General features: G+C 62.6%; 26 protein-coding genes. 4 read left to right on the forward strand and 22 right to left on the reverse strand.

All coding sequences use genetic code 11. The features are described from left to right. Positions 1–6: 6 nt before the first annotated feature. The 14 genes from Q7T10_RS11585 to Q7T10_RS11650 form a co-directional block, all read right to left on the reverse strand. Positions 7–783, reverse strand: coding sequence for an exodeoxyribonuclease III (locus Q7T10_RS11585; RefSeq protein ID WP_304748330.1), 777 nt, complete (start codon positions 781–783; stop codon positions 7–9). Between the two features lie 101 nt (positions 784–884). Continuing rightward, positions 885–1,853, reverse strand: coding sequence for an NAD(P)-dependent oxidoreductase (locus Q7T10_RS11590; protein WP_304748332.1), 969 nt, complete (start codon positions 1,851–1,853; stop codon positions 885–887). 50 nt (positions 1,854–1,903) lie between these two features. Then, entirely contained in the window at positions 1,904–2,743 is an 840-nt protein-coding gene (locus Q7T10_RS11595; protein WP_304748334.1) for an SDR family NAD(P)-dependent oxidoreductase, read from the reverse strand. 20 nt (positions 2,744–2,763) lie between these two features. Further along, the gene (locus Q7T10_RS11600; RefSeq protein WP_304748336.1) at positions 2,764–4,371 is read right to left on the reverse strand and encodes a GMC family oxidoreductase; all 1,608 of its coding nucleotides are present in this window, start codon (positions 4,369–4,371) and stop codon (positions 2,764–2,766) included. A gap of 43 nt (positions 4,372–4,414) precedes the next feature. Further along, a complete protein-coding gene (locus Q7T10_RS11605) occupies positions 4,415–5,194 on the reverse strand; it encodes an enoyl-CoA hydratase/isomerase family protein (RefSeq protein WP_304748338.1) in 780 nt (259 codons plus the stop codon). Between the two features lie 14 nt (positions 5,195–5,208). Next, positions 5,209–6,546, reverse strand: a complete 1,338-nt coding sequence (locus tag Q7T10_RS11610; protein WP_304748339.1) for an MFS transporter — start codon at positions 6,544–6,546, stop codon at positions 5,209–5,211. A 61-nt stretch (positions 6,547–6,607) separates the two neighbouring features. Further along, on the reverse strand, positions 6,608–8,080 hold the full coding sequence (locus Q7T10_RS11615) for an AMP-binding protein (protein WP_304748340.1): 1,473 nt from the start codon (positions 8,078–8,080) through the stop codon (positions 6,608–6,610). Then, a complete protein-coding gene (locus tag Q7T10_RS11620; protein WP_304748341.1) occupies positions 8,077–9,219 on the reverse strand; it encodes an acyl-CoA dehydrogenase family protein in 1,143 nt (380 codons plus the stop codon). The genes Q7T10_RS11615 and Q7T10_RS11620 overlap by 4 nt, the downstream gene beginning before the upstream one ends. Before the next feature lie 208 nt (positions 9,220–9,427). Continuing rightward, positions 9,428–10,471, reverse strand: a complete 1,044-nt coding sequence (locus Q7T10_RS11625) for an AraC family transcriptional regulator (protein WP_304748342.1) — start codon at positions 10,469–10,471, stop codon at positions 9,428–9,430. A 66-nt stretch (positions 10,472–10,537) separates the two neighbouring features. Continuing rightward, positions 10,538–11,032: a dihydrofolate reductase gene (locus tag Q7T10_RS11630; protein ID WP_304748344.1), complete on the reverse strand. Its 495-nt coding sequence runs from the start codon at positions 11,030–11,032 to the stop codon at positions 10,538–10,540. Next, the gene (locus tag Q7T10_RS11635; protein ID WP_304748345.1) at positions 11,029–11,949 is read right to left on the reverse strand and encodes a DMT family transporter; all 921 of its coding nucleotides are present in this window, start codon (positions 11,947–11,949) and stop codon (positions 11,029–11,031) included. Before Q7T10_RS11635 ends, Q7T10_RS11630 begins: the two co-directional genes overlap by 4 nt. Beyond that, complete coding sequence (locus Q7T10_RS11640; protein ID WP_304748347.1) at positions 11,913–12,725, reverse strand: thymidylate synthase; 813 nt, start codon at positions 12,723–12,725, stop codon at positions 11,913–11,915. The genes Q7T10_RS11635 and Q7T10_RS11640 overlap by 37 nt, the downstream gene beginning before the upstream one ends. A gap of 34 nt (positions 12,726–12,759) precedes the next feature. Further along, the gene (locus tag Q7T10_RS11645) at positions 12,760–14,193 is read right to left on the reverse strand and encodes an FAD-binding oxidoreductase (protein ID WP_304748349.1); all 1,434 of its coding nucleotides are present in this window, start codon (positions 14,191–14,193) and stop codon (positions 12,760–12,762) included. Positions 14,194–14,197: 4 nt separating this feature from the next. Beyond that, positions 14,198–14,581: a DUF2069 domain-containing protein gene (locus Q7T10_RS11650; RefSeq protein ID WP_304748350.1), complete on the reverse strand. Its 384-nt coding sequence runs from the start codon at positions 14,579–14,581 to the stop codon at positions 14,198–14,200. A 21-nt stretch (positions 14,582–14,602) separates the two neighbouring features. Here Q7T10_RS11650 and Q7T10_RS11655 point away from each other — a divergent pair, with 21 nt between their 5' ends. Then, positions 14,603–15,841, forward strand: a complete 1,239-nt coding sequence (locus tag Q7T10_RS11655; RefSeq protein ID WP_304748352.1) for a YhjD/YihY/BrkB family envelope integrity protein — start codon at positions 14,603–14,605, stop codon at positions 15,839–15,841. 102 nt (positions 15,842–15,943) lie between these two features. Here the strand turns inward: Q7T10_RS11655 and Q7T10_RS11660 are convergent, their stop codons facing one another. The 5 genes from Q7T10_RS11660 to Q7T10_RS11680 form a co-directional block, all read right to left on the reverse strand. Continuing rightward, complete coding sequence (locus Q7T10_RS11660) at positions 15,944–16,825, reverse strand: pirin family protein (RefSeq protein WP_304748354.1); 882 nt, start codon at positions 16,823–16,825, stop codon at positions 15,944–15,946. A gap of 83 nt (positions 16,826–16,908) precedes the next feature. Further along, positions 16,909–17,790: a pirin family protein gene (locus Q7T10_RS11665; protein WP_304748355.1), complete on the reverse strand. Its 882-nt coding sequence runs from the start codon at positions 17,788–17,790 to the stop codon at positions 16,909–16,911. Continuing rightward, the gene (locus Q7T10_RS11670; RefSeq protein ID WP_304748357.1) at positions 17,787–18,794 is read right to left on the reverse strand and encodes a glutathione S-transferase family protein; all 1,008 of its coding nucleotides are present in this window, start codon (positions 18,792–18,794) and stop codon (positions 17,787–17,789) included. The genes Q7T10_RS11665 and Q7T10_RS11670 overlap by 4 nt, the downstream gene beginning before the upstream one ends. Before the next feature lie 26 nt (positions 18,795–18,820). Continuing rightward, positions 18,821–19,306: a DoxX family protein gene (locus tag Q7T10_RS11675; protein ID WP_304748358.1), complete on the reverse strand. Its 486-nt coding sequence runs from the start codon at positions 19,304–19,306 to the stop codon at positions 18,821–18,823. Between the two features lie 10 nt (positions 19,307–19,316). Further along, positions 19,317–19,916, reverse strand: coding sequence for an FMN-dependent NADH-azoreductase (locus Q7T10_RS11680; RefSeq protein WP_304748359.1), 600 nt, complete (start codon positions 19,914–19,916; stop codon positions 19,317–19,319). Between the two features lie 73 nt (positions 19,917–19,989). Between Q7T10_RS11680 and Q7T10_RS11685 the strand changes: the two genes are divergently transcribed. Continuing rightward, positions 19,990–20,943 carry a LysR family transcriptional regulator gene (locus Q7T10_RS11685; protein ID WP_304748360.1) on the forward strand — a complete coding sequence of 318 codons (954 nt, stop codon included), beginning with the start codon at positions 19,990–19,992 and terminating at the stop codon, positions 20,941–20,943. A 22-nt stretch (positions 20,944–20,965) separates the two neighbouring features. Here Q7T10_RS11685 and Q7T10_RS11690 read toward each other — a convergent pair whose 3' ends face one another. The 3 genes from Q7T10_RS11690 to Q7T10_RS11700 are packed head-to-tail and all read right to left on the reverse strand — an operon-like array spanning position 20,966 to position 23,527. After that, positions 20,966–21,772 (reverse strand): alpha/beta fold hydrolase, encoded by an 807-nt coding sequence (locus tag Q7T10_RS11690; RefSeq protein WP_304748362.1) that lies wholly within the window; start codon positions 21,770–21,772, stop codon positions 20,966–20,968. Between the two features lie 37 nt (positions 21,773–21,809). Continuing rightward, positions 21,810–22,232: a GNAT family acetyltransferase gene (locus tag Q7T10_RS11695; RefSeq protein ID WP_304748363.1), complete on the reverse strand. Its 423-nt coding sequence runs from the start codon at positions 22,230–22,232 to the stop codon at positions 21,810–21,812. After that, positions 22,229–23,527, reverse strand: a complete 1,299-nt coding sequence (locus Q7T10_RS11700) for an O-acetylhomoserine aminocarboxypropyltransferase (protein ID WP_304748365.1) — start codon at positions 23,525–23,527, stop codon at positions 22,229–22,231. The genes Q7T10_RS11695 and Q7T10_RS11700 overlap by 4 nt, the downstream gene beginning before the upstream one ends. 129 nt (positions 23,528–23,656) lie before the next feature. Here Q7T10_RS11700 and Q7T10_RS11705 point away from each other — a divergent pair, with 129 nt between their 5' ends. Further along, entirely contained in the window at positions 23,657–24,115 is a 459-nt protein-coding gene (locus Q7T10_RS11705) for a CBS domain-containing protein (RefSeq protein WP_304748366.1), read from the forward strand. A gap of 31 nt (positions 24,116–24,146) precedes the next feature. Beyond that, positions 24,147–25,241, forward strand: coding sequence for a chorismate synthase (aroC, locus tag Q7T10_RS11710; RefSeq protein ID WP_304748368.1), 1,095 nt, complete (start codon positions 24,147–24,149; stop codon positions 25,239–25,241). Positions 25,242–25,253 lie beyond the last annotated feature (12 nt).

The raw sequence follows: 25,253 nt of genomic DNA on the forward strand, positions 1-25,253 counted from the left end.
TTGCTACTATTGCTGTAGCAAATCGAGTTCGACTACCACTGGTGCATGGTCGCTTGGCCGCTCGTTTTTGCGCGGCGCCTTGTCAATCGCGCAGCCGGTCACCAAGGGCTTGAGCGCATTGCTGACCAGAATGTGGTCGATGCGCAACCCGCGGTTACGCGGAAATGCGAAGTTGCGGTAGTCCCACCAGGAATAGCTTTTCTCGGGTTGCTCAAACAGGCGGTAAGCGTCGTGCAGGCCCAACGCAATGAGGGCCCGCAGGTGGTAACGTTCTTCCTCGGTGCAGTGGATCGTGTCTTTTAAACCCACCGGGTCCCATACATCGGTATCGTCAAAAGTGATGTTGTAGTCACCCATCAACACCAGCTTGGGATGCTTGGTCAACTCCTCGCGAACCCAGTCGCGCAGGCCTTTGAGCCAGCTCATCTTGTAGTCGAATTTGTCCGATCCTGGTTCCTGTCCATTGGGGAAATAAGCGCCGATGACGCGCACGCCGTCGACCGTGGCGCTGATGACGCGTGCCATGTCGTCCGAGAATCCCGGGATGTTTTTCACCACGTCGCTGGCGGGTGTGCGCGACAGCAGCGCAACCCCGTTGTAGGTTTTCTGGCCGAAGCACTGGGCGTGATAGCCCGCCTGGCTCAGGGCCTCGAGCGGAAATTTGTCATCCGTCAACTTCAGCTCTTGCAGGGCCAGTACATCGACCGGATTGGCCGCCAGCCAGTCCAGCACCTGCGGCAGGCGCACGGTCAGTGAGTTGATGTTCCAGGTGGCAAGTTTCATTGTTCTACTAAGGAAGGTCTGCATGGCCCCTGAAAGAGCAGAGGTTGAGCATTATTGTGCCTTGTTCCTGGCCGGCGTCTGCGTGAACACGGCAGGTGGAATTACGGGCTCTTCATCTGGGCCATGGAGGCCCGGAAATCGGGATATCGCAAGCGGTAGCCAGAGGCCTTGAGTTTGGTGTTGTCCACGAGGTAGTCATCGTGAAGATAGCGGATCGCGTTGTATTCCAGTTCCGGGATCCGGCCTTGATGTGCCGCGATCGCCCCATCGATACGGGCCAAAGACTTGAGCAACCACAAGGGAAGATGGCGTGTCGGCACTTTGGTACCAAAGGTCTGGGCGGCGATCGTCAAGGCCTCTTCCAGTGTTGGATTGGAGTCATCGGTGAGATTGAAGGCCTGGCCCACGGCATCATCCCGATGGGAAAGGTATTCCACTGCCGAGGCCACGTCCTCGACCCGGATGTTGGACAGTCGCTGTCGGCCATCGCCCGGAACGGCGGCAATCGACGCGGGGCGCGAGAAGGCCTTGCCCGCACCGTCATTGCATCCGGGGCCGTACACGGTGCAGGGGCGGGTAATGACGGCCGGCAACCCTTCGGCGATGCGCTTCCAGACAACATCTTCCCCGTCCCGCTTGCTGGTGCCGTAGTCCTCCTGCGGATTGCGGGGACTGTCTTCACGCAGGGGAGTCCCCGGGTAGGGCCCATACACACTGGTCGAGCCCACATGGATGTAGCGCTTGACGCCCGCCTCAACGGCAAGCCGGGTGATGTGTTCCACCCCAAGCACATTGACCGGATAGAGCTGGGCCAGGGGCGTGGAGAAGTTGCAGATTGCGCCCAGGTGGAAGACCCGGTCCACCGGGCCGGCAAACAGTGGCTGCAGGGTGTGGGGCTGGGTCAGGTCGGCCGGGATGAACTCCACGCCCAGCCGGCGCAAAAATGCGGTGTCCGCGCGTGCCTGGTCCGTCGCCCGCACCCGCACCCCCAAGGAAGCCAGGTGTTCCACAAGACAGCGGCCGACAAAGCCACCAGCCCCGGTGACGAGCGTGATACCCGTGTACGCCATAGATCCTCCCGTTAACGCATGACCTTTGCCCGGAGCGCAAAGCCAGGCTTCTACTTGATGTCCATATGGTTCAACAGAATGGCGTCGCGCAGCCGCACCGGCAAAAACCGGTTGAGAAACAGAAAGAACGTACTCATGAAATCCAGCTGGTTGTGAAAGGCCGGGCGAGCCTGGCGAACCACGGCAGCAATCCTGCGTCCTGCTTGTTGGGGGGTTGGGGCGGACTTGATGAGCACGTCGTCACGGGCGATGAAACGCCGTGCCCGCTCACGGTAGGGCGAGCCTTCGGGCGGGAGCGTATGGATCGTGGCAGCAAAGCTGGTTGAGACTTGCGCCGGCTGGATCAGGGCGACCCGAATGCCGAAGGGAGCGACCTCGTAGCGCAGCGACATCACCATGCCTTCAACGGCAAATTTGCTCGCGGAATAGATCGATTCAAAAGGAAAAGGAACCTGGCCGACCAGGGAGGACATGGCGATGAGCTTGCCACTGCCCTGGCGTCGCATGGCGGGAATGAAGGCCTGAAAGATGGCCGCCGTCCCGATGATATTGATCTCAAGGCAGCGCTGCGCTGCATCCAGATCGGCCTCCTCGAAGGGGCTGAAGAAGCCAATGCCCACGTTGGAGAGCACCGTATCGACCCGGCCGTATTTGGCCAGTACGTCATCCCGAAAACGGAGAATCCCCGGCCGGTCCGTGATGTTCAGCGCGACGAGATGGTGACTTTTCCCGGACGCCCTGGAAATCTCGTCCAGTTCTTTTTGCAGTGCGTCGATGCCTGTCTGATTCATGTCGAAGCCGACAATGGTGTCGCCTGCTGCCGCCAGAAGCTTTGCCGCCTCTTTGCCCATGCCATCGGCCACCCCGGTAATGACTACTACTTGTCCCATGCCTGTCTCCTTTTATTGATTTATGAACGAACGGACGCGTCGGCGCGGATCATGTCGGCGGCTTTCTCGGCGATCATGATGGTGGGAGCGTTGGTGTTGCCCCCGACCAGCGTCGGCATGATCGACGCGTCCACCACGCGCAAACCCGCGACCCCGTGCACGCGCAACCGCGCATCGACCACGGCCAGCGGGTCGGTGCCCATCTTGCAGGTGCCAACCGGGTGGTACTGCGTATCGGAGAGCGTGCGGATGCTCTGCTCCAGTGCCCGGTCATCGGCTGCATCGACCGGGTAGAGTGCCTTGCCGCGAATGGGTGCCAGGGGCGTGCCCGCCAGCATGCGAAGCATCTGTTTCGCCCCTTGCTTCAATACGGCCATGTCCTCGGGTGCGCTGAAGAAGCGCGGATCGATGAGCGGTGCAGCGGCCGGGTCCGGCGAGCCCAGCCGCACGGTGCCCCGGCTCTTCGGCCTGAGCAAGGCGACGCGGCTGCTGATGCCATGGCCCAGGTGCATTTTGCGGGCATGATCGTCCTCCAGCGCCAGGATGAACACCATCTGCAAATCGGGAACGTCGATCCCCGCGCCGCTGCGAAGGAATGCTCCGGACTCGGCGTAGGGCGTCGTCAGCAAGCCGCGGCGCTCACGTTTCCACTGCCACAGTCCCTTGGCAATGCGCAGTGCGCCGGGGAGGGAGAGCCCGAACGTCGCGGTATTGCTGGCGCAGCGGTAGGAGTAGACGTAGTCAATGTGGTCCTGCAGGTTCTCGCCAACGCCCGGCAGATCATGCAGCGTCGGGATGCCCAGGGTTTGCAGATGCCCGCCCGGTCCGATGCCTGACAGTGCCAGCAGCTGTGGCGAGCCAAACGCACCGGCGCACAAAATCACTTCCTGGCGCGCGTGGATTTCAAGCGACTTGCCCCCGGCGCTGGCCTGGACACCCATGGTGCGCCGCCCGTCGAACAGCAGCCGCCGGGTCAGCACGCCAGTCATCACCTTGAGGTTGGGGCGACCAAGGTGGGGCGTCAGGTAGCCCTTGGCTGCGCTGCAGCGTTCGCCGTTGCGCTGCGTCACCTGGAACATGTAGGCGCCAAACTGTTCTGCGCCGTTGTAGTCCCCAATGACGGGAACTCCCGCCTCCTGTGCCGATTGCAGAAACAATGCATTGACCGGGCTGGGCTCGCGCACCAGCGTCACATTGAGCGGCCCGTCCTGGCCATGGTAGGGGTCGCGGTAATCCTCGTTGTTTTCTGCCTTGCGGAAATAGGGCAGCACATCGTCGTAAGACCATCCCGGGTTGCCAAGCGCCGCCCAGTGGTCGTAGTCCCAGCGGTGGCCGCGCACATAGAGCATGGCGTTGATGGAGCTGGAGCCTCCCAGCGTCTTGCCGCGCGGCTGGTAGCCGCGCCTCCCGTTCAGGCCGGGCTGGGGCACGGTCTCGAAGGCCCAGTTGTTGATTTTGGACGGCACCATGGCGGGATAGCCGGCGGGCATGTGAATGAGCATGCTCGTATCCGGTGCGCCGGCTTCCAGCAGGCACACCGTGACGTTCGGGTCTTCGGTCAGCCGGCTGGCGATCACGCTGCCTGCCGAGCCGCCACCGACGACGACGTAGTCAAAAATCTCTTTCATGTCGTGCATTCCTGTCGCTTGGGTCGGGGACACGGTGGCTGCTTCATGTGCCAACAAACCGGGGTGGGCGCTTGGTCATGAGCGCACTGATACCTTCCACGAAATCCCGGGTCTGCATGTGCGAGAGTTGCAGCGCCAACTCACGCTCAATGGCTGCATGAAAGTCGTCAATGAGTGTGGCGCGCAAAGTCTGGCGCATGTCTTGCACCGCAATCGGCGCGTTGCTGGCGATGACGCGTGCCCGTGCCTGGGCCGCTGTACGCACAAGCGAAGGGTCGTCGACAACCTCGTCCGCCAAGCCCAGGCGCAAGGCTTCGTCGGCGCCCACCGGCTGGCCCATCAGCAGCATGCGACTGGCAGCGTGCGGGCCCATCACATGAGGCAAGGTGGCGGTCAGACCAAAACCGGCATGAAAACCCAATTGTGCAAAGCTGGCGTTGAACTGCGCCTTGGGGCCCGCCACGCGCTGGTCCGCCAGCATGGCCAGACCCAGACCGGCACCCACGGCAGCTCCCTGAACAGCGGCGATGCAGGGTTTTCTTCCTCTCAGCAATCGCTGGGCCAGCAGATACAAATGCTGCGGCGAGCGGTCTTGCCCGGCGCCCGCCAGACTCCGGAAATCGACGCCGCCGCAAAATACACGACCGGTCGAGCACAGCACGATGGCGCGGCACTGCGGCTCGCCGTCGGCCCATTGCCATGCATCGGCCAGTTGCGTCATGACGTCCACCGACAGAAAGTTCAGGGCATCAGTGTTGAACTCGATGGTGGCGACATGATCTGCCAGGGCCACATGCACGTTGGCAAAGGAAGGTAGGTCCATGGTGTGGTGTCTTCTCAATGGGGAGTGGAGAGGCTGGAGGCAGCGTCTTGCGCGCGCTGCCGGTCGGCGTCGAAATGGCGTGTCGCCTGCCAGGTGGCCAGCGCCATGAGGGCCATGGCGGCGGGAATCAGCAGCATGCCAGTGGCCAGACCCACGCCGCGGTGGTACTCGTCCAGCGCCTGGCCCGCAGCCTGTGCGGATGCCAGCGCAACGCGGTCCGACAGCACGCCCACCAGCACCACGCCACAGCCCCCGCCCACGACATTGCCGACGGCCAGATGGACTGCCATGGCGACACCACGCTGGCGGGGTGCCACCACCTCCTGCAGTGCCGGGTAGGCGCAGACCGGAAAGAGGTAGGTGGCCAGCCAGCCGATGGCAAACAGCACGACGAACCACTCCACCCGGGTCGATGGCAGGCACAAGGCAATCAGGGTGAGCACGGCACCCGCTACGGAAGCCAGTGTCGTGAGGCCCAAACGACCTGGGCGCCAGCGCTGTTGCAGCACGTCTGCCAGCCAGCCGCCGCCAATCATGGCGACCAAGCCGGTGGCGCCGATGATCACGCCTGACACGATGCCGGCCTGGATCAAGGGCAAATGAAAATAGCGCTGCAGAAGCGCCACCATGAAGCCGGTACCAACGTATCCGGCCAGACCGAAGCCGATGGCTCCCAGTGTCAGCCAGCGCAAGGATGCGACAGCCCAGACCAGACGGAGCGCCTGCGCGATGCCGCCCGATGCAGCATCAGCCGGCGCAGCCTGGCGGGGCGGCTCTTTCATCATCAGCATGATGCCTCCCAGCAGCGCGCCCGGGAGAGCCGCCAGCCAGAACACCGCGTGCCAGGAGCCCATCGCAGAGGCAATGGCACCGCCCGTGAAAAAGGCGGCCACCAGACCCAGGGGCAGGCCCAGCATGACCAGGCCCATGGCGCGTGAGCGCCGCTCGGGTGCGTACAGGTCGGCCACTATGGATTGCGCGGTGGGCGCGCAGCTGGCCTCACCGATGCCCACGCCCACCCGCGCGAGCAGGAACCAGCCAAACCCGGTCGCAGCCCCGCTCAGCGCGGTGGCAGCGCTCCAGGCAATCAGGCCCATGCCCATGACGGTCTTGCGTACGCCCACATCGGCCAGGCGCCCCAACACGATGCCAAACAATGCATAGGTCACGGTAAACACCGCGTTGAGCAGGCCCAGCAGGGTATCGGTCAGTCCAAACTCCAGGCGGATGGGCTCCATGAGCACGGCCGGAATGGTGCGGTCGTAGTAGTTCAGGAACATGGCGAGAAACAACAGGAACACCACGCGTCTGGCCTGCGGGGCGGGCACGGTTGTTTCAAGGGCGGAGTTCATTTCGGATTCACCTTGGGCGATGCGATGCGATCGTGATGGGTTGGGGCACGTGCCAGTGCGGTCAGAGCGCGATGCTTTCCAGCTCGATGAGCGTGTCCAATTGTCCACGCTGCACCTTGCCGACCCCGGTTCTGGGCAGGCTGGCCACGCGAATTACCCGCTGCGGGCGCATGAAGCGGGGCAGGGGTTCGGTGGCCGTGCGCACCTCGTCCGTGTTCACCGTGGTCGACTCGGTGTAGATCACCACCTCGTGCCCGGTGGTGGCGGAGTCCTTGCGCCACAGCGCGAACGCGCCCAGTGATGAACACCGGGTCAGCGCGGTCTCGACGAATTCGATCGGAACGTATTCCCCCTTGACGCGGATCGCCTCGTTCATGCGCTCGATGAAAACCAGGTTGCCGTAGTCGTCGATGCGGCCTTTGTCGCCGGTGTGAAACCAGCCGTCCGGGTCCAGCGGTGACACCACCTTGCCCTCGCGCATGTAGCCCGAGAAGATGGCGTGGCCCACCTTGTCGCGGGTCAGAATTTCACCGTCCTGGCCGACGGTCCAGGCCACGTCGTGGCGCGCGCGCCCGGCATAGTTGCTGATGCCCTCACGCGCCATTTGCGGGTCTTTGGCGCGGAAGTGCCACGCATGGCAAAGACCGGCCGATTCCGTCGAGCCATAGCCACCCACCCCCACGGGGATATCAAACAGGCCGCACAGCGTGGCCTCGACACCGAAGGCCACGCGCACGCCATGGCCCTGGGCATCGGCGTGGGTGGTGGAGGTGGCCAGGATGATGGAAGGGGCCGCGTGCAGCACCAGCGCCGTGATGCCATGCGCCTTGACGGTGGGCCAGAACTTCGACGCAGAGAACTGCCGGGTACCCAGCACGCTGGCGCGCGCCGTCAAGCCACCGATGAGCCCGTAGCCCAGGGGATTGATGTGGAACATGGGCAAGGGTGCGAAGACACGGTCGCCAGAGCCCAGGACCAGGGTGTCGGCAAAGAAGCGGCCGAGGCGCAGCAGGTACTCATGGCTCAGCGCGCAAAACTTGGGGCGGCCCGTGGTGCCCGAGGTGTGGATGAAGCTGGCGATGTCGCTGCCGTCGCAGGCCAGACCTTCCAGCGCGTCCAGCGTTGGCAAGGCATCGGCTTGCGCGCGGTGGGTGTCCCACCAGGCACGCAGGTCGAGCTGCTGGACTGGGCGGTCGTGCAGGGCGATGGCCGGGCGATCCAGCCAGGCAATGGCAACGGGCTGCAGGTCCTCCAGCATGGCCCCTATCAGGTCATCCGGGTAGTCCGGGTTGATCAGGGCCAGCTCCACCCCGGCCAGCTGTGCTGCCAGCCAGGTCAGCATGTAGTCGTCGCCGCTGCGCCCAACCAGCGCCCAGCGTGACCCGCGCCCCAAACCCAGCGCACGCATGTGCAGGGCCAGGCTGGCCGCCTGCGCGGCCGCGTCGGCCAGCGCTTGGGACGACTCCACCGTGCCGAACAGGGCTTCGGGGTGCGACTTCGCGGCATTGACGATCAAGGTGGCCAGGTTGCTCATGCCAGGCCCCTTTGTTGTTCGTCTTTCAAAACCTGGCGCGCGATGAAGTTCTTCATGATCTCCAGCGAGCCGCCGGCCACCCGCAGCGTCTTCACGTCAAGCAATATCTGCCCATAAGGCTGATCCCAGTACAGCCCATGGCTGCCCACCAGAGAAAACACTTCGTTGACGGATTTTTCTGCGGCCTCGATGGCCAGTTTTTTGGCGATGCTGGATTCCAGCGCATGGTCTTTGCCCTGTCTGACCAGATTGGCGGCATGGTCGCGCACCGCCGAGGCGCCGTACAGCGCGCTGTAGCAGTCGGCAATGGTCCACTGAATCCCCTGAAAATCCGTCACCTTGCTGTCGCCCACATTGCGTTGCTTGGCGTACCGGATGCCGTCGGACAGCGCACGGCGGGCCTGCCCGATGAGCTCGGAGGCATTGCCCAGGCGGCTGACGTTGAAGGTCGTCAAAAAAGTGGCCATGGCCTGGCCCGGTGCGCCCAGCACCGCACTGTTGGGAACGCGCACGTTGTCGAAGTACATGTCGGCGGTGAGCGCCAGGCGATAGCCCAGCGGGTCAGTCACTTCGGCCCGAAAGCCTGCCAGCCTGGTGTCCACCAGAAAGGCCGTCATGCCTTCTTCCGCCATGGCAAAAACCACGGTGACATCGCAGGCGGCGCCGCCATTGATATGGATCTTCTTGCCGTTGATGATCCAGTCGTCGCCATCGCGCTTGGCGGTGGTCTGCATGTTCTTCAGCGAGGAGCCGGCACCCGGCTCCGAGATGGATTCGGAGAACACGATCGTGCCCGCGGACATGCCGGGCAGGTACCTGGTCTTTTGCTCCGGCGTGCCCCAGATCAGAATCCAGATCTGCCCCTGCACCTGTGCCTGTGTGGACGGAAGACCGTGCCGGGCAATCGTTTCGGTGACCAGGCAGTATTCCGGCGCGCTGCCGCCATAGCCCCCAAGCTCCTGGGGCGTCACCACACCGATCAAACCCTGTTTGCCCAGTTCACGGAATGAGCCCAGCGGCAACTTGCCGTTTTTCAGGCAATCGTCGATTTCATCCTTGTACTCAACGGCAATGTTGCGAATGGTGTCGACCGCCCGCTTTCCCCACTCGGGGTCTTTCAGTTCCAGATTGACGTTCATGGTATCTCCGGCATGCGTGGGTGTCAGTTCATCCTGGCCACGGGTTGGGTGATGGCTCACCCTGCTACCGCCAACGCGGTGGACGGGGAGCCGCCTAGGTCCGAATGATCAGGCCCGGCTGACGCGCGCGTTTTTCACAGGGGGACATCCAATTGCGCATTAGGGACAGGCTCGGGGAAACCCTAGTGCAACCCGGCGTTGGCTTTTTTTACGCGGCGCCGGGTTCTTTGCCCTGTGCTGGCGACGAGAGGGCGTCGGCATGCTGGCGTCGGTGGTGGGCGGGCGGCAGCCCATTGCGACGCCGGTACCAGTTCACCAACGCGCTGGTGGAGTGAAAACCGAACAGGGGCGCCAGGTCACTGATGGGGATGTTTGACTCCAACACATAACGCACGCTGAACTCGCCACGGACTTCTTCGATCAAGCTCGAGACGGTCGCGCCCTCGCGCGCCAGTTGCCGATGCACCGTTCGCCTGTCCACTCCCAGGGACGCGGCAATATGCTCGGCATCGCATCGGCCCGTGGGCAGGAGCTGCATCACCACACGCCGCACATCGTCAGAGCGGCGTGTGCCTGCAGAACCCATCCTGGCTTCGACCAGGCTGCGGGTACAGAGCGAAAACTCGGGGTCTGCTGCGGGATTGCGCTGGTCGAGCAAGGACACCGGGCAGACAAAGCCGTTGAAATCATGGCTGAAGACGGGGGCGTGGCCAAAGAACTGCAAATGCATGCGCGGGTCGTCGGGAGCCTCATGCCTGAAACAGACCCGCAGCTGGCTCCCCGCATCCGCAAACTGCCCCAGGAAGATGCGAAATGCCGAACCCTGCACAAACTCGCAGAACTGGCGTGACGCACTGCCCGTCGTCACCCGGTTCTCCATCAGGATGTGCGCTGTGTTCCCCTCTTGCTCCAGTGCGTAGACCAGGGATTCATTGTGAAAACGGACGAACTCGGTCACCGCCTGCATGATGTCGCGCACCGTAGGGAGGTCACGCAACAACAAGCCCAATTCGCCCAGGTGTGAAAGGCGACGGTGTTGCGCAAGGGCCAGACCAAAAGTGGGGCACCGACTGCGCTGCGCCGAGGCCTCCAGCAACGCGCATACCCGTTCGGTTGGCAGCATCAGGTCGCGCTCGGTGAGGCTGGCCACGGGCAGTCTGGACGCGAGCACCATGGCCACAGGATCCAGCCCGAGGGACCGGGCCACGTCGGCATATTCGGAGAGTGCTGCGCTGCGGATTCCCGAACTCATTGCGGCGCATCCGAAATGGGCGATCCAGGGCTATTCAGCGCAAACATCCAGTCCCGTCCGGGCATTTCAGCCTCCCGGGCTTTTCCGATAGGTGACGAAACTGAAACTCAAGCCGGTGGCCGAGACCTGCCGGTCGCGCGCGACCTCCGTCCATTCCGGCCCGAATTGCGGCGCGTACGCGTCGCCGTCATAGCTTGCATCGATTTCGGTGACCACCGCCGTGCTCGCCAGCGGCAGGGCCTGGGCGTAGATCTCGGCGCCACCGATCACCCAGGTATCGCTGTCGGCGGGGCACAGGGCACAAGCCTCGGCCAGCGAATGCGCACGCAAGGCGCCTTGCGCCTGCCAGTCCGTCTGGCGTGTCACGACGATGTTGAGACGCCCCGGCAAAGGGCGAAATTTTGGGGGCAACGAATCCCAGGTCTTGCGTCCCATGATGACCGGGCAGCCCAGCGTGGTGCGCTTGAAGTGCGCCATGTCTTCGGGCAGATGCCAGGGCAGGGTGTTGTTCTGGCCGATCACGCCATTGGCGGCGCGGGCAAAGATGAGGTGCAGTTTCATGCGATTTTTCCTCGCGTGCGTGGTGGCAGCAATACAGCGGCAATCGCGGCCATGACAAACACGATGGCCACAAAATCCTGCCAGTTTGGCCATTCGCCGACGATGACGGTGGCCGTCATGATGCCGACCACCGGGATGGCCATGATGCTCATGGCGCTGGTGGCGGGCGGCAGGTTGCGGGCCAGCCCCGCCCAGATGATCTGGGCAAAGCCGTAGTTAATGAGTGCGCCGTAAGCCAGACTGATCCACATCGCCGTGGAAAACTGCCAGACCGGCCATGGTTCGCTGATCCACGCAATACCCCACAGGCAGACACTGCCAAGAATCATCATCCACACGGTCAGTGTCTCGACCGGCAGTGTCAGGTGCGCGCGTCGCATCATCAGGGTGCCGATCGCCCAGAGCACAGCCGCAAGCTCCATCCAGACAATGCCCAGCGGACGCCCCGAGAGCGCGGTGAACTCATGAGAAATCAGCAATGCGATGGCTATCGCCACGGCAACAGCAGCAAAGGCCACGCGGCGCGTCAGTTTGTCGCCGAGAAACAGCACGCCAATCAGCACCGTCCAGATCGGCATCGTGAAGCCCAGAATCGCAGCACGCCCTGAAGCCAGCTCCTTGACGCCCAGGATCGACACCGTATGCCAGCCCAGCATGTTGGGAATGCCCAGGGTGATGACCGAGCGCCATTCCCTGCCGGCGGGCAGCATGCGCAGACCCCGCGCGCGATAGAATACGTAGAGCCAGAGCGCCCCGCACGTCATGGTGACGGCGCGAAAGTACATTGGCGTGAGCTCGCGTAGCGAGAGCTTCATCATTGGCCAGTTGATGCCCCACATCAGGGTGAGCGCCACCAGGCCCAGAAGCTGCCGGCGGTTGATCACACCGCCACCGGCGCCTTGATGGCGGGGTGGCACTCATAGCCGACCACCTCGAAGTCCTCATACTCGTAGTCGAAGATCGATGCCGGCCGGCGCTTGATGTTGAGCGTGGGGTAGGCCAAGGGTGTGCGGCTGAGTTGCAGTGCCACCTGCTCCTGGTGGTTGTTGTAGATGTGGCAGTCGCCGCCGGTCCAGATGAAATCCCCCACTGCCAGATCGCACTGCTGCGCCACCATGTGGGTGAGCAGCGCGTAGCTGGCGATGTTGAAGGGTACGCCGAGAAAAATGTCAGCGCTGCGCTGGTAGAGCTGGCAGCTCAAGCGGCCATCCGCGACATAAAACTGGAAGAAGGCATGGCACGGCATCAGCGCCATCTTGTCGAGCTCGGCCACGTTCCAGGCGCTCACGATGATGCGGCGCGAATCGGGGTTGGTCTTCAGTGTCTTGATGACCTCAGCGATCTGGTCGATGTGGCCGCCGTCGGGCGTGGGCCAACTGCGCCACTGCACGCCATAGACCGGACCCAGGTCACCGTCAGGCCGGGCCCATTCGTCCCAGATGGACACACCACGTTCTTTGAGCCAGTTGTTGTTGGAGGAACCGGTGAGAAACCACAACAATTCCTGAATGATGGAGCGCAGGTGCACCTTTTTCGTGGTGACCAGCGGAAAGCCCTCGTTCAGATCGAAACGCATCTGGTAGCCAAACACGCTCTTGGTGCCGGTGCCGGTGCGGTCGGTCTTGGGCGCGCCGGTGGTGGCCACGTGGCGCATGAAGTCTTCGTACTGGGAGCGGATGGGGCGTGTGGTCATGTCATCTTCAAACAATGTTTTTCCAATTTTCCCATCAAACCCGAATCACCCGCCCCGGATTCATCAGGTTCTGAGGGTCCAATGCCCGTTTGATGGATCTCATCATTTCCAGCGCTACGGGCGATTTGTGTTTTTCCAGCTTGTCCACCTTGAGGCTGCCCACGCCATGCTCGGCCGAGATGGAGCCGTTGAAAGCCGCCACCGAGTCAAACACCAGGGTGTTCACTTCTTCTTCGTGCTCCCGCAAAAAGACAGCCGCATCCATGCCCTCGGGGGCCTGCACGTTGTAGTGCAAATTGCCGTCGCCCAGATGGCCGAAATTGACCAGGCGCACGCCGGGAATGGCCAGCTGCAGCAGCGCGTCGGTGACGCGCACGAAATCCGGAATGCTGGACACCGGAATCGAGATGTCGTGCTTGATATTCAGGCCTTCTTCCACCTGCGCCATGGGAATGCTCTCGCGGATGTGCCACAACTGGTTGGTTTGCGACAGGCTTTCCGCGATCACCGCGTCGCTGACACAGCCCTGATCGAGCGCGGCTTCCAGCAGGTGTTCGAACTGCGCGCGGGTATGCGTCTCCGATTCGTGGCCGGAGTTCTCCAGCAGCACGCAAAACGGTGAATCCAGGTGCAAGGGCACCAGCAGTTGGGGAAAGTGTCTGGCGACCAGGCTCAGGGCGAACTGTCCCATGACTTCAAATCCGGTGAGTCCCGCGCCCAGGTGACGGTGCGCCAGGCCCAGCAGCTTGACCGCCTGCGCCAGCGACGGCACGGCGGCCCATGCCGTCACCTGGGAGGCGGGCAGGGGGTAGAGCTTCATGGTGGCCGCCGTGATGATGCCCAGCGTGCCCTCCGAGCCAATGAACAGGTCGCGCAGGTCGTAGCCGGTGTTGTCCTTGCGCAGGCCCGACAGGCCATGCCACACCTCGCCCTGCGCGGTGACCACCTCCAGCCCCAGGCACAGGTCGCGTGTGTTGCCGTAGCGCACGACCTGGGTGCCGCCCGCGTTGGTGCCCAGATTGCCGCCGATGGTGCACGTGCCTTCGGCAGCCAGACTGAGGGGAAACAGGAAATCCGCTTCTTCTGCGCGCTCCTGCAGGTTTTGCAGAATGCAGCCCGCCTCCACCGTCATGGTCAGGTTGTCCGCGTCCAGTTGGCGCACAGCGTTCATGCGCTGCAGGCTCAGCACAATCTGGCGCCCTGAGGTGTCGGGCGTGGCGCCCACGGCCAGGCCGGTGTTGCCGCCCTGGGGCACGATGCTGACACCGCTGGCCGGGTGTTGGCTGCAATACGCAGCACAGGCTTTCACCACCCGCGCCACCTCGTCGGTGGAGGCGGGCCGCACCACGGCCAGGGCCTTGCCACGGGAGCGCTTGCGCCAGTCCTGCTCCCAGGCGCTCAGGTCGCCATCGGTGAAGACGTGGGTGGAACCGACGATGTGGCGAAGCTCGTTCAGCAGGCTATCCATGTGATCAACCTTCCTTTCGTACTGCTTTGAGGCGCAGGCGCACATGCAGGGCGCAGGCCACAAACAGGGTCAGGCACAACACAACCTCGACCATGGCCAGGTAGTTGCTGGGCGGTTTGTCACTGTAGGCGCGCACGGCCCCTTCGGTGAAATAGAGCCACACCAGCAGGCTGACCCAGCGGTAGGTGTACATGCGGTTTTTCAGCAGACCGGCCAGGGGAATGCACAACGGCAATACTTTGAAGGCCAGCAAAAAGCTGCCGGGACGGATGGGCGCCAGATAGAGCTCCCAGGCCAGGCCCAGCACGATGAGTCCCAGCAGGCTGCCCACGGCCAGGATACGTGTGGCGAGGACCAGTGGTGGCGCCGTGTTGTTTTCTGTAATCATTGGGATGGCATCATAGCGGCCATGAGTTCTCCTTCCACCCCGTCTGTGACCTGGCCTGAGCGCCTTGAAGCGTTGCTGCACAGCCTGTCCCACTTTCCGTGGAAGAGCACGGCGCTCACCCTGCGCGAGCGTTTTCGGGAAGACCGCCTGGGGCTGACCGCCAGCAGCCTGACTTTTACCACCACCATTGCCCTGGTGCCCTTCATCACGGTGGCGCTCGCTGTCTTCACGGCGTTTCCCATGTTTGCCAAGTTTCAGGACGTGCTGCAGAAATGGCTGGTGCAGAGCCTGATTCCCGACAACATTGCGCGCCAGGTGCTGGGCTATCTCACCCAGTTTGCCGGCCAGGCCAGCAAGCTGGGGGGCGCCGGGGTGGCGATTTTGTTCACCACGGCGCTGGCCCTGATTCTGACCATCGACCGCACGCTCAATGCCATCTGGCGGGTGCGCACGCCGCGACCGTTCGGGCAGCGGGTGCTGGTGTACTGGGCCGCCGTCACCCTGGGGCCGCTGTTGCTGGGCATCAGCCTGACCATCACGTCCTACGCCATTTCAGCGTCGAAAGGGGTGGTGGGTGTGATGCCGGGCGGGGTGCAACTGTTGCTGGATGCGCTGCAGTTCTTCCTGATGGCCGGCGGTATGGCCGCGATGTACCACTACGTGCCCAATACCCAGGTGAAATGGGGGCACGCCTGGGCCGGTGGCCTGTTTGTGTCGGCCGGCTTTGAGCTGGCCAAGAAACTGCTGGCCCTGTACTTGGGCAAGGTGCCCACCTACTCAGTCCTGTATGGCGCATTTGCCACGGTGCCGATCCTGCTGATCTGGATCTACGTCGCCTGGGTGATTGTGTTGCTGGGTGCGGTGATCACGGCCTACCTGCCCAGCCTGCTGACGGGTTTGCAGCGCCGGGCGCGGTCGCATGGTCTGCAGTTTCAGCTGGCGCTGGAGACCCTGCAGCAGCTTGACCGCGTGCGTGCCGCGGCATACAAGGGATTGACGATTGAGCAACTTTCCGTGCTGCTGCGGGTTGACACCCTGCAACTGGAGCCGGTGCTGGAAACCCTGTGCGAGCTGGACTGGACGGGTCGCCTGGATGAAGAGACGCCCGACCAGACGGCGCGCTATGTTTTTCTGGCCGATCCCGATACCACCCCGCTGGCGCCGCTGCTCAATGTGCTTCTGCTGCAGCACGATGAGGTGACCCATAATTTATGGGAAAACAGCCTCTGGCCCTCGATGGTATTGCGTCATGCGCTATGAATTCAGGAGCGATCGACGACCGCAGACGCTACGGCGTCATGAGGGTCTGATGCGCAGCGAGTGAACAGAGAGAGTCCGCTGGTTGGCTGCCTCAGTTTCCGCTTAAAGATTCCACTTGGGTGCGGCAACACGTTGTGTCTCACCTGGAATGGCCTCGAAGCGATCTTCTTCCCAGCGCTGTGCGGCGTCGGCGATACGGGCTCGATCGGTGGAAACGAAGTTCCACCACATGCGCACCGGCTGCTCCAATGGTGCGCCTCCTATCACTATGAGGCGGGCGCCCAGCGCACCGGCGCGCAGCCGCGCGACCGAGTCAACAGGGAGGACCGCCATTTCCTGGGCGGCCATGCTTTCGCCGTTGAGATCGAAGTTGTGTTCCGGGCTGTACACCGCCATCTCCGCCACCAGCGCTGGCAACTCCCATTCAGTATGCGGCGGCAACTGTACGTCCAGGTACAGGGTTGGTGATGCGGGCTGCACCGGACTGCGCGCGCCAAAAGCCTCGCCCACCAGCACGCGAACCTGCACACCGTTGCGCTGTACTTGTGCCGGAAGATCGGCTGCGGGCACATGCTGGAATGACGGTTCGGTCAATTCCAGGGCAGGCGGGAGTGCCACCCATAGCTGCAGACCATGCAGGCGCCGCGGCTTCCCAAGTTCCTCATTGGTCACCCTCTCGCTGTGCACGATACCCCGACCAGCGGTCATCCAGTTGATTGCCCCGGGTGTGATCTTCTGCACGGTTCCCAGACTGTCGCGGTGCAGCAGACTGCCCTCAAAAAGATAACTCACGGTCGCCAGGCCAATATGCGGGTGAGCTCCGACGTCACTGTCAGTCTCGGGCTGCAATGTGACCGGGCCAAAGTGATCGAAGAACACAAAGGGGCCCACGGCACGCCGGGCTGCTGCTGGAAGCACACGACGCACTTTCAGGCCATCGGCGAGGGCACTCAGGCGGCCGGTGATACGGAGAATGTCAGACATGCTGGCTCCTTTCATGCCAGTTCGGACTGGACGCCAATCTCACCTTCGAGCAGGGATGAATGGGCCCTGGTCAGCCATCGGCATCATGCGGCAGATTCGCCCAGGTGCCCATCGCGGAAATCACTCAGGGCCTGGTAAATTTCCTGCTGACTGTTCATGACAAAAGGACCGTACTGGACGATGGGCTCCTTGAGCGGCTGACCTGAAATCAGCAAGACCCTGGCGTCGGCGCTTGCCTCGATCACGACACCATCGGCCTGGTCCTCATTGGCCAGTATGGCCATGCGCTGCAATGGCACGGTCTCCCCTGAAATACTGACCTCACCGCGATACACATAGACAAAGGCATTGTGTCCGGGCGCCAGCGACTGCTCGAAGCGTGCGCCACTGGGCAGCTGCAGATCCAGATAGCGCGGCTCCGTGATTTCACGGGTTACCGCACCCGTCACGCCATGACTTTCGCCGGCAATCACCGTCACGGCCACACCTTGTTCGGTGACAAACTTGGGCAGGTCGCCGTCCTGGAAATCACGGTACCACGGTGCCTTCATCTTGTCGCGCCTGGGCAGGTTGAGCCACAGCTGAAAGCCTTCCATGACGCCCTCTTCCTGTTGGGGGATTTCAGAATGGATCACGCCTTTGCCCGCCGTCATCCATTGAACGCCGCCGTTTTGCAGCAGCCCCTCATGGCCGGCGCTGTCGCGGTGCAGCATGCGTCCGGCAATCATGTAGGTCACCGTCTCAAAGCCACGGTGTGGGTGGTCCGGGAAGCCGGCAATATAGTCATTGGGGTCGTCGCTGCCGAAGGCGTCGAGCATCAGGAAAGGGTCAAGCCGATGCTGAAGATTTTGTGTCAGAAGCCGGTTGAGCTTGACGCCGGCGCCATCCGAGGTGGCCTGGCCAGCGATCAGGCGCTCAACGGTCCGGGACAGCTTGACCGTGTGGTCGTTGGTGCTTGTGTTCATATCAATCCCTTCTGTGTGAAATTGGTTCCGGCTTTTGGCTTTGCTGCGGGCATCTGGCGCGCGGCTGCAAGCTGCCGCAACACGTCTGGCCCTTGGGGAACGATCCCGGTCGGGTTAAGGTGCCGATGCGAGTGGTAGTAATGAAAGCGGATGTGCTCCAGATTGACCGTGGCCGCCAAGCCCGGCAAGGCGTAAATCCCGGCCGTATGGCGGTGCATCGCCGGATACTGCGAAATCAGCCGGCGGTTGCACTTGAAATGCGTGTGGTAGACGGCATCGAAGCGGATCAGCGTCACGAAAAGGCGCACATCCGCTTCGGTGAGCACGTCTCCGCACAGGTAGGCCTGATTTGACAGGATGCCTTCGACCCGGTCCAGCGCGGAGAACAGTTCATTGACCGCCTCGTCGTAGGCGCTTTGGGTACGTGCGAAGCCGCAACGATAGACCCCGTTGTTGATGCTCTGGTACACCCAGGCATTGGTTTCATCAATCGCTGCGCGCAGGGCGTTCGGATAGAGGTCTATTTCAGGCTGGGTGCAAATATCCTGGAACTCACTGTTCAGAAAGCGAATGATTTCTGCGGACTCGTTGTTGACGATGGTGCCCAGCGTCTTGTCCCACAGGACGGGCACGGTGACCACCCCGGTGTAGCCGTGGGACGCCGCTTCATAGACCTGCCGCAAATGGCCATGGCCACCGAGACGGTCACCCGTTGCACCGGAGAAATCGGTGTCGAATGACCATCCGCTGTCGGTCAGATAAGGGTGCACCACGTCCACGCTGATGACCTCTTCCAGACCTTTGAGCGCACGGACGATCAGCGTGCGGTGAGCCCAGGGGCAGGCGAGTGATACATACAGGTGGTAGCGCCCGGCCTGTGCCGGATGCAAGGCCTTTGGGTCCGATGAAATGCCGCCGCGAAAGCTCGTTGGACGACGCACAAAGGAGCCGTCATCGCCGATTTGCCTGGTCCAGGTATTGCCTGTGGTTTGCGTGAGATCCATGACTGCTCCTTCTTTCCTGCCCGATGTCACTCGCGGCGGGAATCGAGACTCCAGCCACCGGCGCCATGGGCTGCCAGTGCCAGCAAGCCGCCGACCACGGCGATGTTCTTGAAGAACAGCAGCTGTGTCACGAACGCCTGGTCCGCAGGGACCGCCCAATAGGCATGGAAGAAGAAGCTGGCAACCAGCGTGAAGGTGGCCAGTGCCAGGGCCGCAAAGCGCGTGCCGAATCCGGCAAACAATGCCAGACCGCCCCCGATCTCTACGATGAGCGCCAGGGCGGCGGCAACGGTGGGCAGCGGCAGCCCCACAGAAGAGATGTATCCCACCGTGCCAGAGAAGCCGGTGAGCTTGCTGATGCCGGCAGGCAGGAAGAGGGCAGCAAGAAGAACGCGGGCGGCCAGGCTCAGACCATTTTGAATTGAGGTTGACATGATTGGGTTCCTTGAAAAGAGATGTACTGGATGGATTTTTTTTGAATTGGCAGGGGCCTGGCCCCCGCCCAGATTCATTGGGTCCGGCTCAGGCAAATGCGGCGTTGAGATCGGCCTCGGCTTGGGCAAAGCCTTTTTCAGCGGCTTCCGGGCCCATGGCCAGGCCTTCTGCGTAGATGAAAGTCACATCCGTCATGCCCAGGAAACCCAGGACATTCTTCAGGTAGGGCACCTGGGAGTCGTTGGCCGTGTCGCGGTACAGGCCGCCGCGCGCCAGTGCCACATAGACCTTCTTGCCCTTGAGCAAGCCTTCAGGGCCAGTCGCGGTGTAGCGAAAGGTCACGCCGACGCGGGCAATCGCATCGATCCAGCTTTTCAGTTGCACCGGCACGCCAAAGTTGTACATCGGCACCCCCAGCACGATGGTCTCATGCGCCTGAATTTCGGTGATCAGGGCGTCGTCCAGCGCCACCCGGGCGGCTTGTTCAGGGCTGCGTTTGTCAGTCGGTGTGAACAGCGCGCCGAGAGCGGCCTCGTCCAGCGTGGGCTGGGGTGTCACTGCCAGGTCGCGCAGCGTGACGGTTGCCCCTGGATTGTTGGCTTGCAGGCGGGCCACGACGGAGTTCGCGACGCGGGTGGAGTTGGCGCCGTCACGACGGGCACTGGCGTTGATTTGCAGAATGTTCATTTGGAGTCCTCAGGTGATTTGGTTGGGATGGGTGTACTTTATTCCTCACAAATCACTTTGAAAATAGCTTGAAATGGATATGATTGTTGCCAATATGGAACAATCCCGCTCGAATATTGACCCGAACGACCTGCTGATCTTTGCCAATGTTGCAGAGCTTGGCAGCTTCAGCCGCGCCGCGGAAAAAATGGGTTTGCCCAAGTCCACCGTGTCACGACGCCTGGCTGCCCTGGAGCAGCGATTGGGCGAGCGCCTGCTCTTGCGCACCACCCGGCGCCAGACCCTGACCGAGTTTGGCCTGCAGTTGCTGGAACATGCGCGCCAGGTGGCGTCGGAGGTTGATGCCGTATCGGCGCTCAGTGAGCGGCGCCAGGCGGCGCCCAGCGGACGCCTGCGTGTATCAATGCCGAGCGATTTCGCCAACTTGTTGCTGGCCGACTCGCTGGCGGCCTTTGTGGCGATGTACCCCGGCATCGCGCTTGAGCTCGATTTGTCGCCACGCCGGGTCGATTTGTTGGGCGAAGGTTTCGACGTCGCGGTGCGCATGGGTGAGCTGCCCGACGACAGTTTGCTGGCGGCTCGGCGGCTGAATGTGTTTTCCGCCGGCCTGTATGCGTCAACCAATTACCTCAGAGAGCACGGTCAACCCGCCACCCCGCAAGACCTTGTGCATCACCAGGCCGTGCGACTTCTGGGTGGCAATGGTGAGCCGGTGATGTGGGCCCTCAGCCAGGGCGATGTGCGCTGGGAGGGTGTGCCGCCAGGACGCGTCACCGCCAACGCCCCCGAGCTGTTGATCCGGTTGGCGCGTGCCGGTGCCGGCATTGCGGCCGTACCTGACTACTTTGCGTTGCCCGATGTACGCCAGGGCACCCTGCATCGCGTGCTTCCGGGCTGGCGCCTGCCCAGCCACATTGCGTCAGCCGTCTTTCCAGGACGCAAACTGATGCCCGCCAAAACGCGGGTGTTCATCGACATGCTGCAAACTGCTCTGGGTGGGGTCTCCACCTCAGTCGATCATCCGTGAGCGTTCGCGGCTGTGCGCTATTTCACCGTTTCAAAAACCCGGTCAGCGCTGAGAGCATCGGCTCGGGCGTCTCGTTCATCTGGTGGTGCCCGCCGGGCAGGTAGACCACTTGACCTTGTCGTGCCTTCTGTACCAGGCCCTGCGCCGCTTTGGGTGGCGTCATCTGGTCCACGTTGCCCAATACAAACAGCACCGGGCATTGCACCTGTTCCATCGCCGCCTCGCCGTGGGTGTAGCTGTCGCAGGCCTTGAAGCCGGTGTGAAATAGATTGACGCGAGGGTTGCTGGCCAGCACCCGGCGCCCCAGCGCTATGGACGCGCCATAGACCCAGGTGCCTGGCCCCAGGGCCGAGGGTGGTGGGGCCAGCGTCGAGCGTGAAAAGATGTTGACCATTTCCAGCGCCTTTATCGGCTCCTTCAATGACGACTCCAGCAGCGCGGGTGACACTTTCATGGGGAATGCCGTGCCGACCAGCACCAGCTGGCTGACCCGCTCCGGCGCGCGGGCGGCGGCTTCCAGCGCGATCAGGGAGCCAAAGCTGTGGCCGACCAGGGCGGCTTTCTCCAGACTTGCGGCGTCCATCAGGGCGATCACAAAATCAGCGGCTTCTTCCACGCTGGCTGGTGGGTCGCCGGCGCTGCGGCAGTGACCGGGCAGGTCCACCGCCAGCACGTTCCAGCCATGATTGGCCAGGTAACGGGTCTGCAAAATCCACACGCTGTGGTCGTTCAAGACGCCGTGGACGAAGATGACAGTGGGTTTAGCGGCATCAAATGCCTTGCCTCCCGTATAGCAGTAGGTGCTGTGGCCGTTGATTGGCAGGTACATGGTCAGATGCTCGAACAGGGTTGAATCGGAGACGTGGTCAGGGCGTATCGGCGATGAGCCGTTTTCCCATGCTGACTGCGTCATCGGTGCTGTAGCCCAGGTGCTGATAGAAGGCGATGACTTCCTGGTTGCTGGTGCGAATCTGCAGGCTCAGCTTGGGGCATCCCGCGCGTGTGAGCAGGGCTTCGCCCTGCACCATCAGTGCGCGCGCGTAGCCACAGCCCTGATGGGAAGGCGAAACCGCCAGGTAGTTCACCCAGCCACGGTGGCCGTCGTAGCCAAACATGGCGCTGGCGATGATGGTGCCGTGCAGTTCCCCGACCAGGAACCAGTCCGCCTGGGTAGTGAGTTTGCGCGCAATGTCCCTGTGCGGGTTGTTCCACGGTCGGGTCAACGCGCAAGCCTGCCACAGGGCGATGACCTGGGCCTCATCGGCAGGCGTGTAGGGGCGAATGTTCATGTTGATTTCTCTGCGACCTTCAATGCGCGCTTCAGGTCATCAATCAGATCCTCCGGATCCTCCAGCCCGATACTCAGGCGGATCGTGCCCTGCGTGATGCCGCCAGCGGCCAAGGCCTCGTCGCTCATGCGAAAGTGCGTCGTGCTGGCCGGGTGAATCACCAGGCTGCGACAGTCGCCCACGTTGGCCAGATGGCTGAAGACCTTGAGGCTTTCGACAAACTTCTTGCCCTGCTCGCGGCTGCCCTTGAGGTCAAAACTGAACACCGAGCCGGCTCCGCGCGGCAGCAGCTTTTGCGCCAGCGCGTGGCTGGGGTGGGACTCCAGCAGCGGATGCCCCACGCGCGACACGAAAGCCTGGCTGGCCAGGAATTCCACCACCTTACGGGTGTTGCTCATGTGGCGCTCCATGCGCAGCGACAAGGTCTCGATGCCCTGAAGAATCAGCCAGGCCGAGTGCGGGCTCAGGCATGCGCCGAAGTCGCGCAGGCCCTCGCGCCGGGCGCGCAGCAGGAAGGCACCTACCGTCGATTCCTCGCTGAACACCATGTTGTGAAAGCCCTCGTAGGGCGTGGTGAGCTCGGCGAATTTGCCCGACTTGTCCCAGTCAAAACTGCCGCCATCCACCACGATGCCGCCAATCACCGTGCCGTGGCCGCTCAGGAACTTGGTGGCCGAGTGGTAGACCAGATCGGCCCCATGGTCGAACGGTTTGATCAGCCAGGGCGAGGTGAGGGTGGAGTCCACCAGCAGCGGCACGGCTGCTTCGTGGGCAATGCTTGATACCGCGGGAATATCCAGCACATCCAGCCCCGGGTTGCCCACGGTTTCGCCGAAAAACAGTTTGGTGTTGGGGCGCACGGCGGCACGCCAGCCGTCCAGGTCGCCGGGCTTCACGAACGTCGTCTCGATGCCGAAGCGGCGCAGCGTGTAGTGCAGCAAGTTTTGCGAGCCGCCGTACAGCGCAGTGCTGGCGACGATGTGCGCGCCCGCCCCCATCAGCGTCGCAACGCTCAGGTGCAGCGCTGCCTGGCCGCTGGCCGTGCTGATGGCGCCGATGCCGCCCTCTAGCGCTGATACCCGCTGCTCCAGCACCGCGTTGGTCGGGTTGCTGATGCGGGAGTAGACGTGGCCGGCCCGTTCCAGGTTGAACAGGGCGGCGGCGTGGTCGCTGGACTCGAACACGAACGAGGTCGTGAGGTGGATCGGCACCGCCCGTGCGCCGGTGGCCGGGTCGGGTGCGGCACCGGCGTGCAGGGCCAGGGTGTCAAAACCGGGGTCTGAGTAGCCGGGCATGGCTTTCCTTTGTTTATTTCGGGACAGGGCTTCGGTTCTGTCCTCAAGGGGTCACGGATGGATGGGAATCGGCTTATTGTGGGCTATATTTCGGTCACGACCGGGCATTCACCCGTCACGAGGAGAAATATGAAAGTCAGCGATATTCTGCGCGTCAAGGGTGGCACGCTTTTTACCATCACGCCGGAAGACACTCTGGCAGACGCAGCCCAGTTGATGGCCGAGAAAGACATCGGCTCGCTGGTGGTGATTTCCCATGGACGGGTGGTGGGAATGCTCACCTTCCGCGAGGTGATCCAGGCCGTCGTCAAAAATGGGGGATCTTTTGGCACCACGACGGTGTACCGCGCCATGGATTCGGGGCCGTTGATCTGCACCATGGAAACCGAAATGGACGACGTGCGCCACATGATGCTGGACCGTCATGCACGCTACATGCCCGTCATGGACAACAAGATGCTGATGGGTGTGATCAGCTTTTACGACGTCGCCAAGACCGTGGTGGACAGCCAGAATTTCGAAAACAAGATGCTCAAGGCCTATATCCGCGACTGGCCGGAAGGCGAGGCGCCGGCGGACCAGGCCTGAAGGCCTGGCTGCTCTGGGATAATCAGCCCCCATGAGCGGCAACACATTCGGAAATCTCTTCGCAGTCACCAATTTTGGTGAATCCCACGGTCCGGCCATTGGCTGCGTCATCGACGGCTGCCCGCCCGGCATGAAGCTGAGCGAGGCCGACATCCAGCCCGATCTGGACCGCCGCCGCCCCGGCACCAGCCGCTTTGTCACGCAGCGCAACGAGCCTGACGCGGTGGAAATCCTCTCCGGCGTCTATGAGGGCAAGACCACCGGCACGCCCATTTGCCTGCTGATCAGAAACACCGACCAGCGCAGCAAGGACTACGGCAACATCCTGGAATCGTTTCGCCCTGGCCACGCTGACTACACCTATTTCCAGAAATACGGCATTCGCGACCCGCGCGGTGGCGGTCGTTCGTCCGCGCGCCTGACCGCACCGATGGTGGCAGCCGGTGCGGTGGCCAAAAAATGGTTGTTCGAGCACTATGGCACCGAGTTTCGTGGCTGTATGACCCAGATCGGTGATGTGGCCATTGGATTTGAGTCGTGGGACTTTGTGCCCAACAATGCTTTTTTTGCGCCGGTGGCGGACGTGTCCGCGCTGGAAGCCTATATGGATGCACTGCGCAAAGCCGGTGATTCATGCGGTGCCCGCATTCGCGTTTCGGCGTCGAACGTGCCGGTGGGTTTGGGTGAGCCCCTGTTCGACAAGATGGACGCCGACATTGCCTACGCCATGATGGGCATCAACGCCGTCAAAGGGGTGGAGATTGGTGCCGGTTTTGCCAGTGTGGCGCAGCGCGGCACAACGCATGGGGACTCCCTGTCGCCGCAGGGCTTCAGGTCCAACAATGCGGGCGGCGTGCTCGGGGGTATCAGCACCGGGCAAGACCTGGAGGTGTCGATTGCCGTCAAGCCCACCAGTTCCATCATCACGCCGCGCGAGTCGATCGATGTGGCGGGCCATTCCACCGAGGTGATCACCAAAGGCCGGCACGATCCCTGTGTCGGCATTCGCGCCACGCCGATTGCCGAGGCCATGCTGGCGCTGGTCGTGATGGAGCATGCGCTCAATCATCGGGCCCAGTGCGGTGATGTGACCGTGGCCCTGAAGCCAATCAAGGCGTCAATCTGAGCGTCGCGGCTG

The sequence above is a fragment of the Rhodoferax sp. genome (genome assembly GCF_030646845.1).
Classification (GTDB): domain Bacteria; phylum Pseudomonadota; class Gammaproteobacteria; order Burkholderiales; family Burkholderiaceae_C; genus Rhodoferax.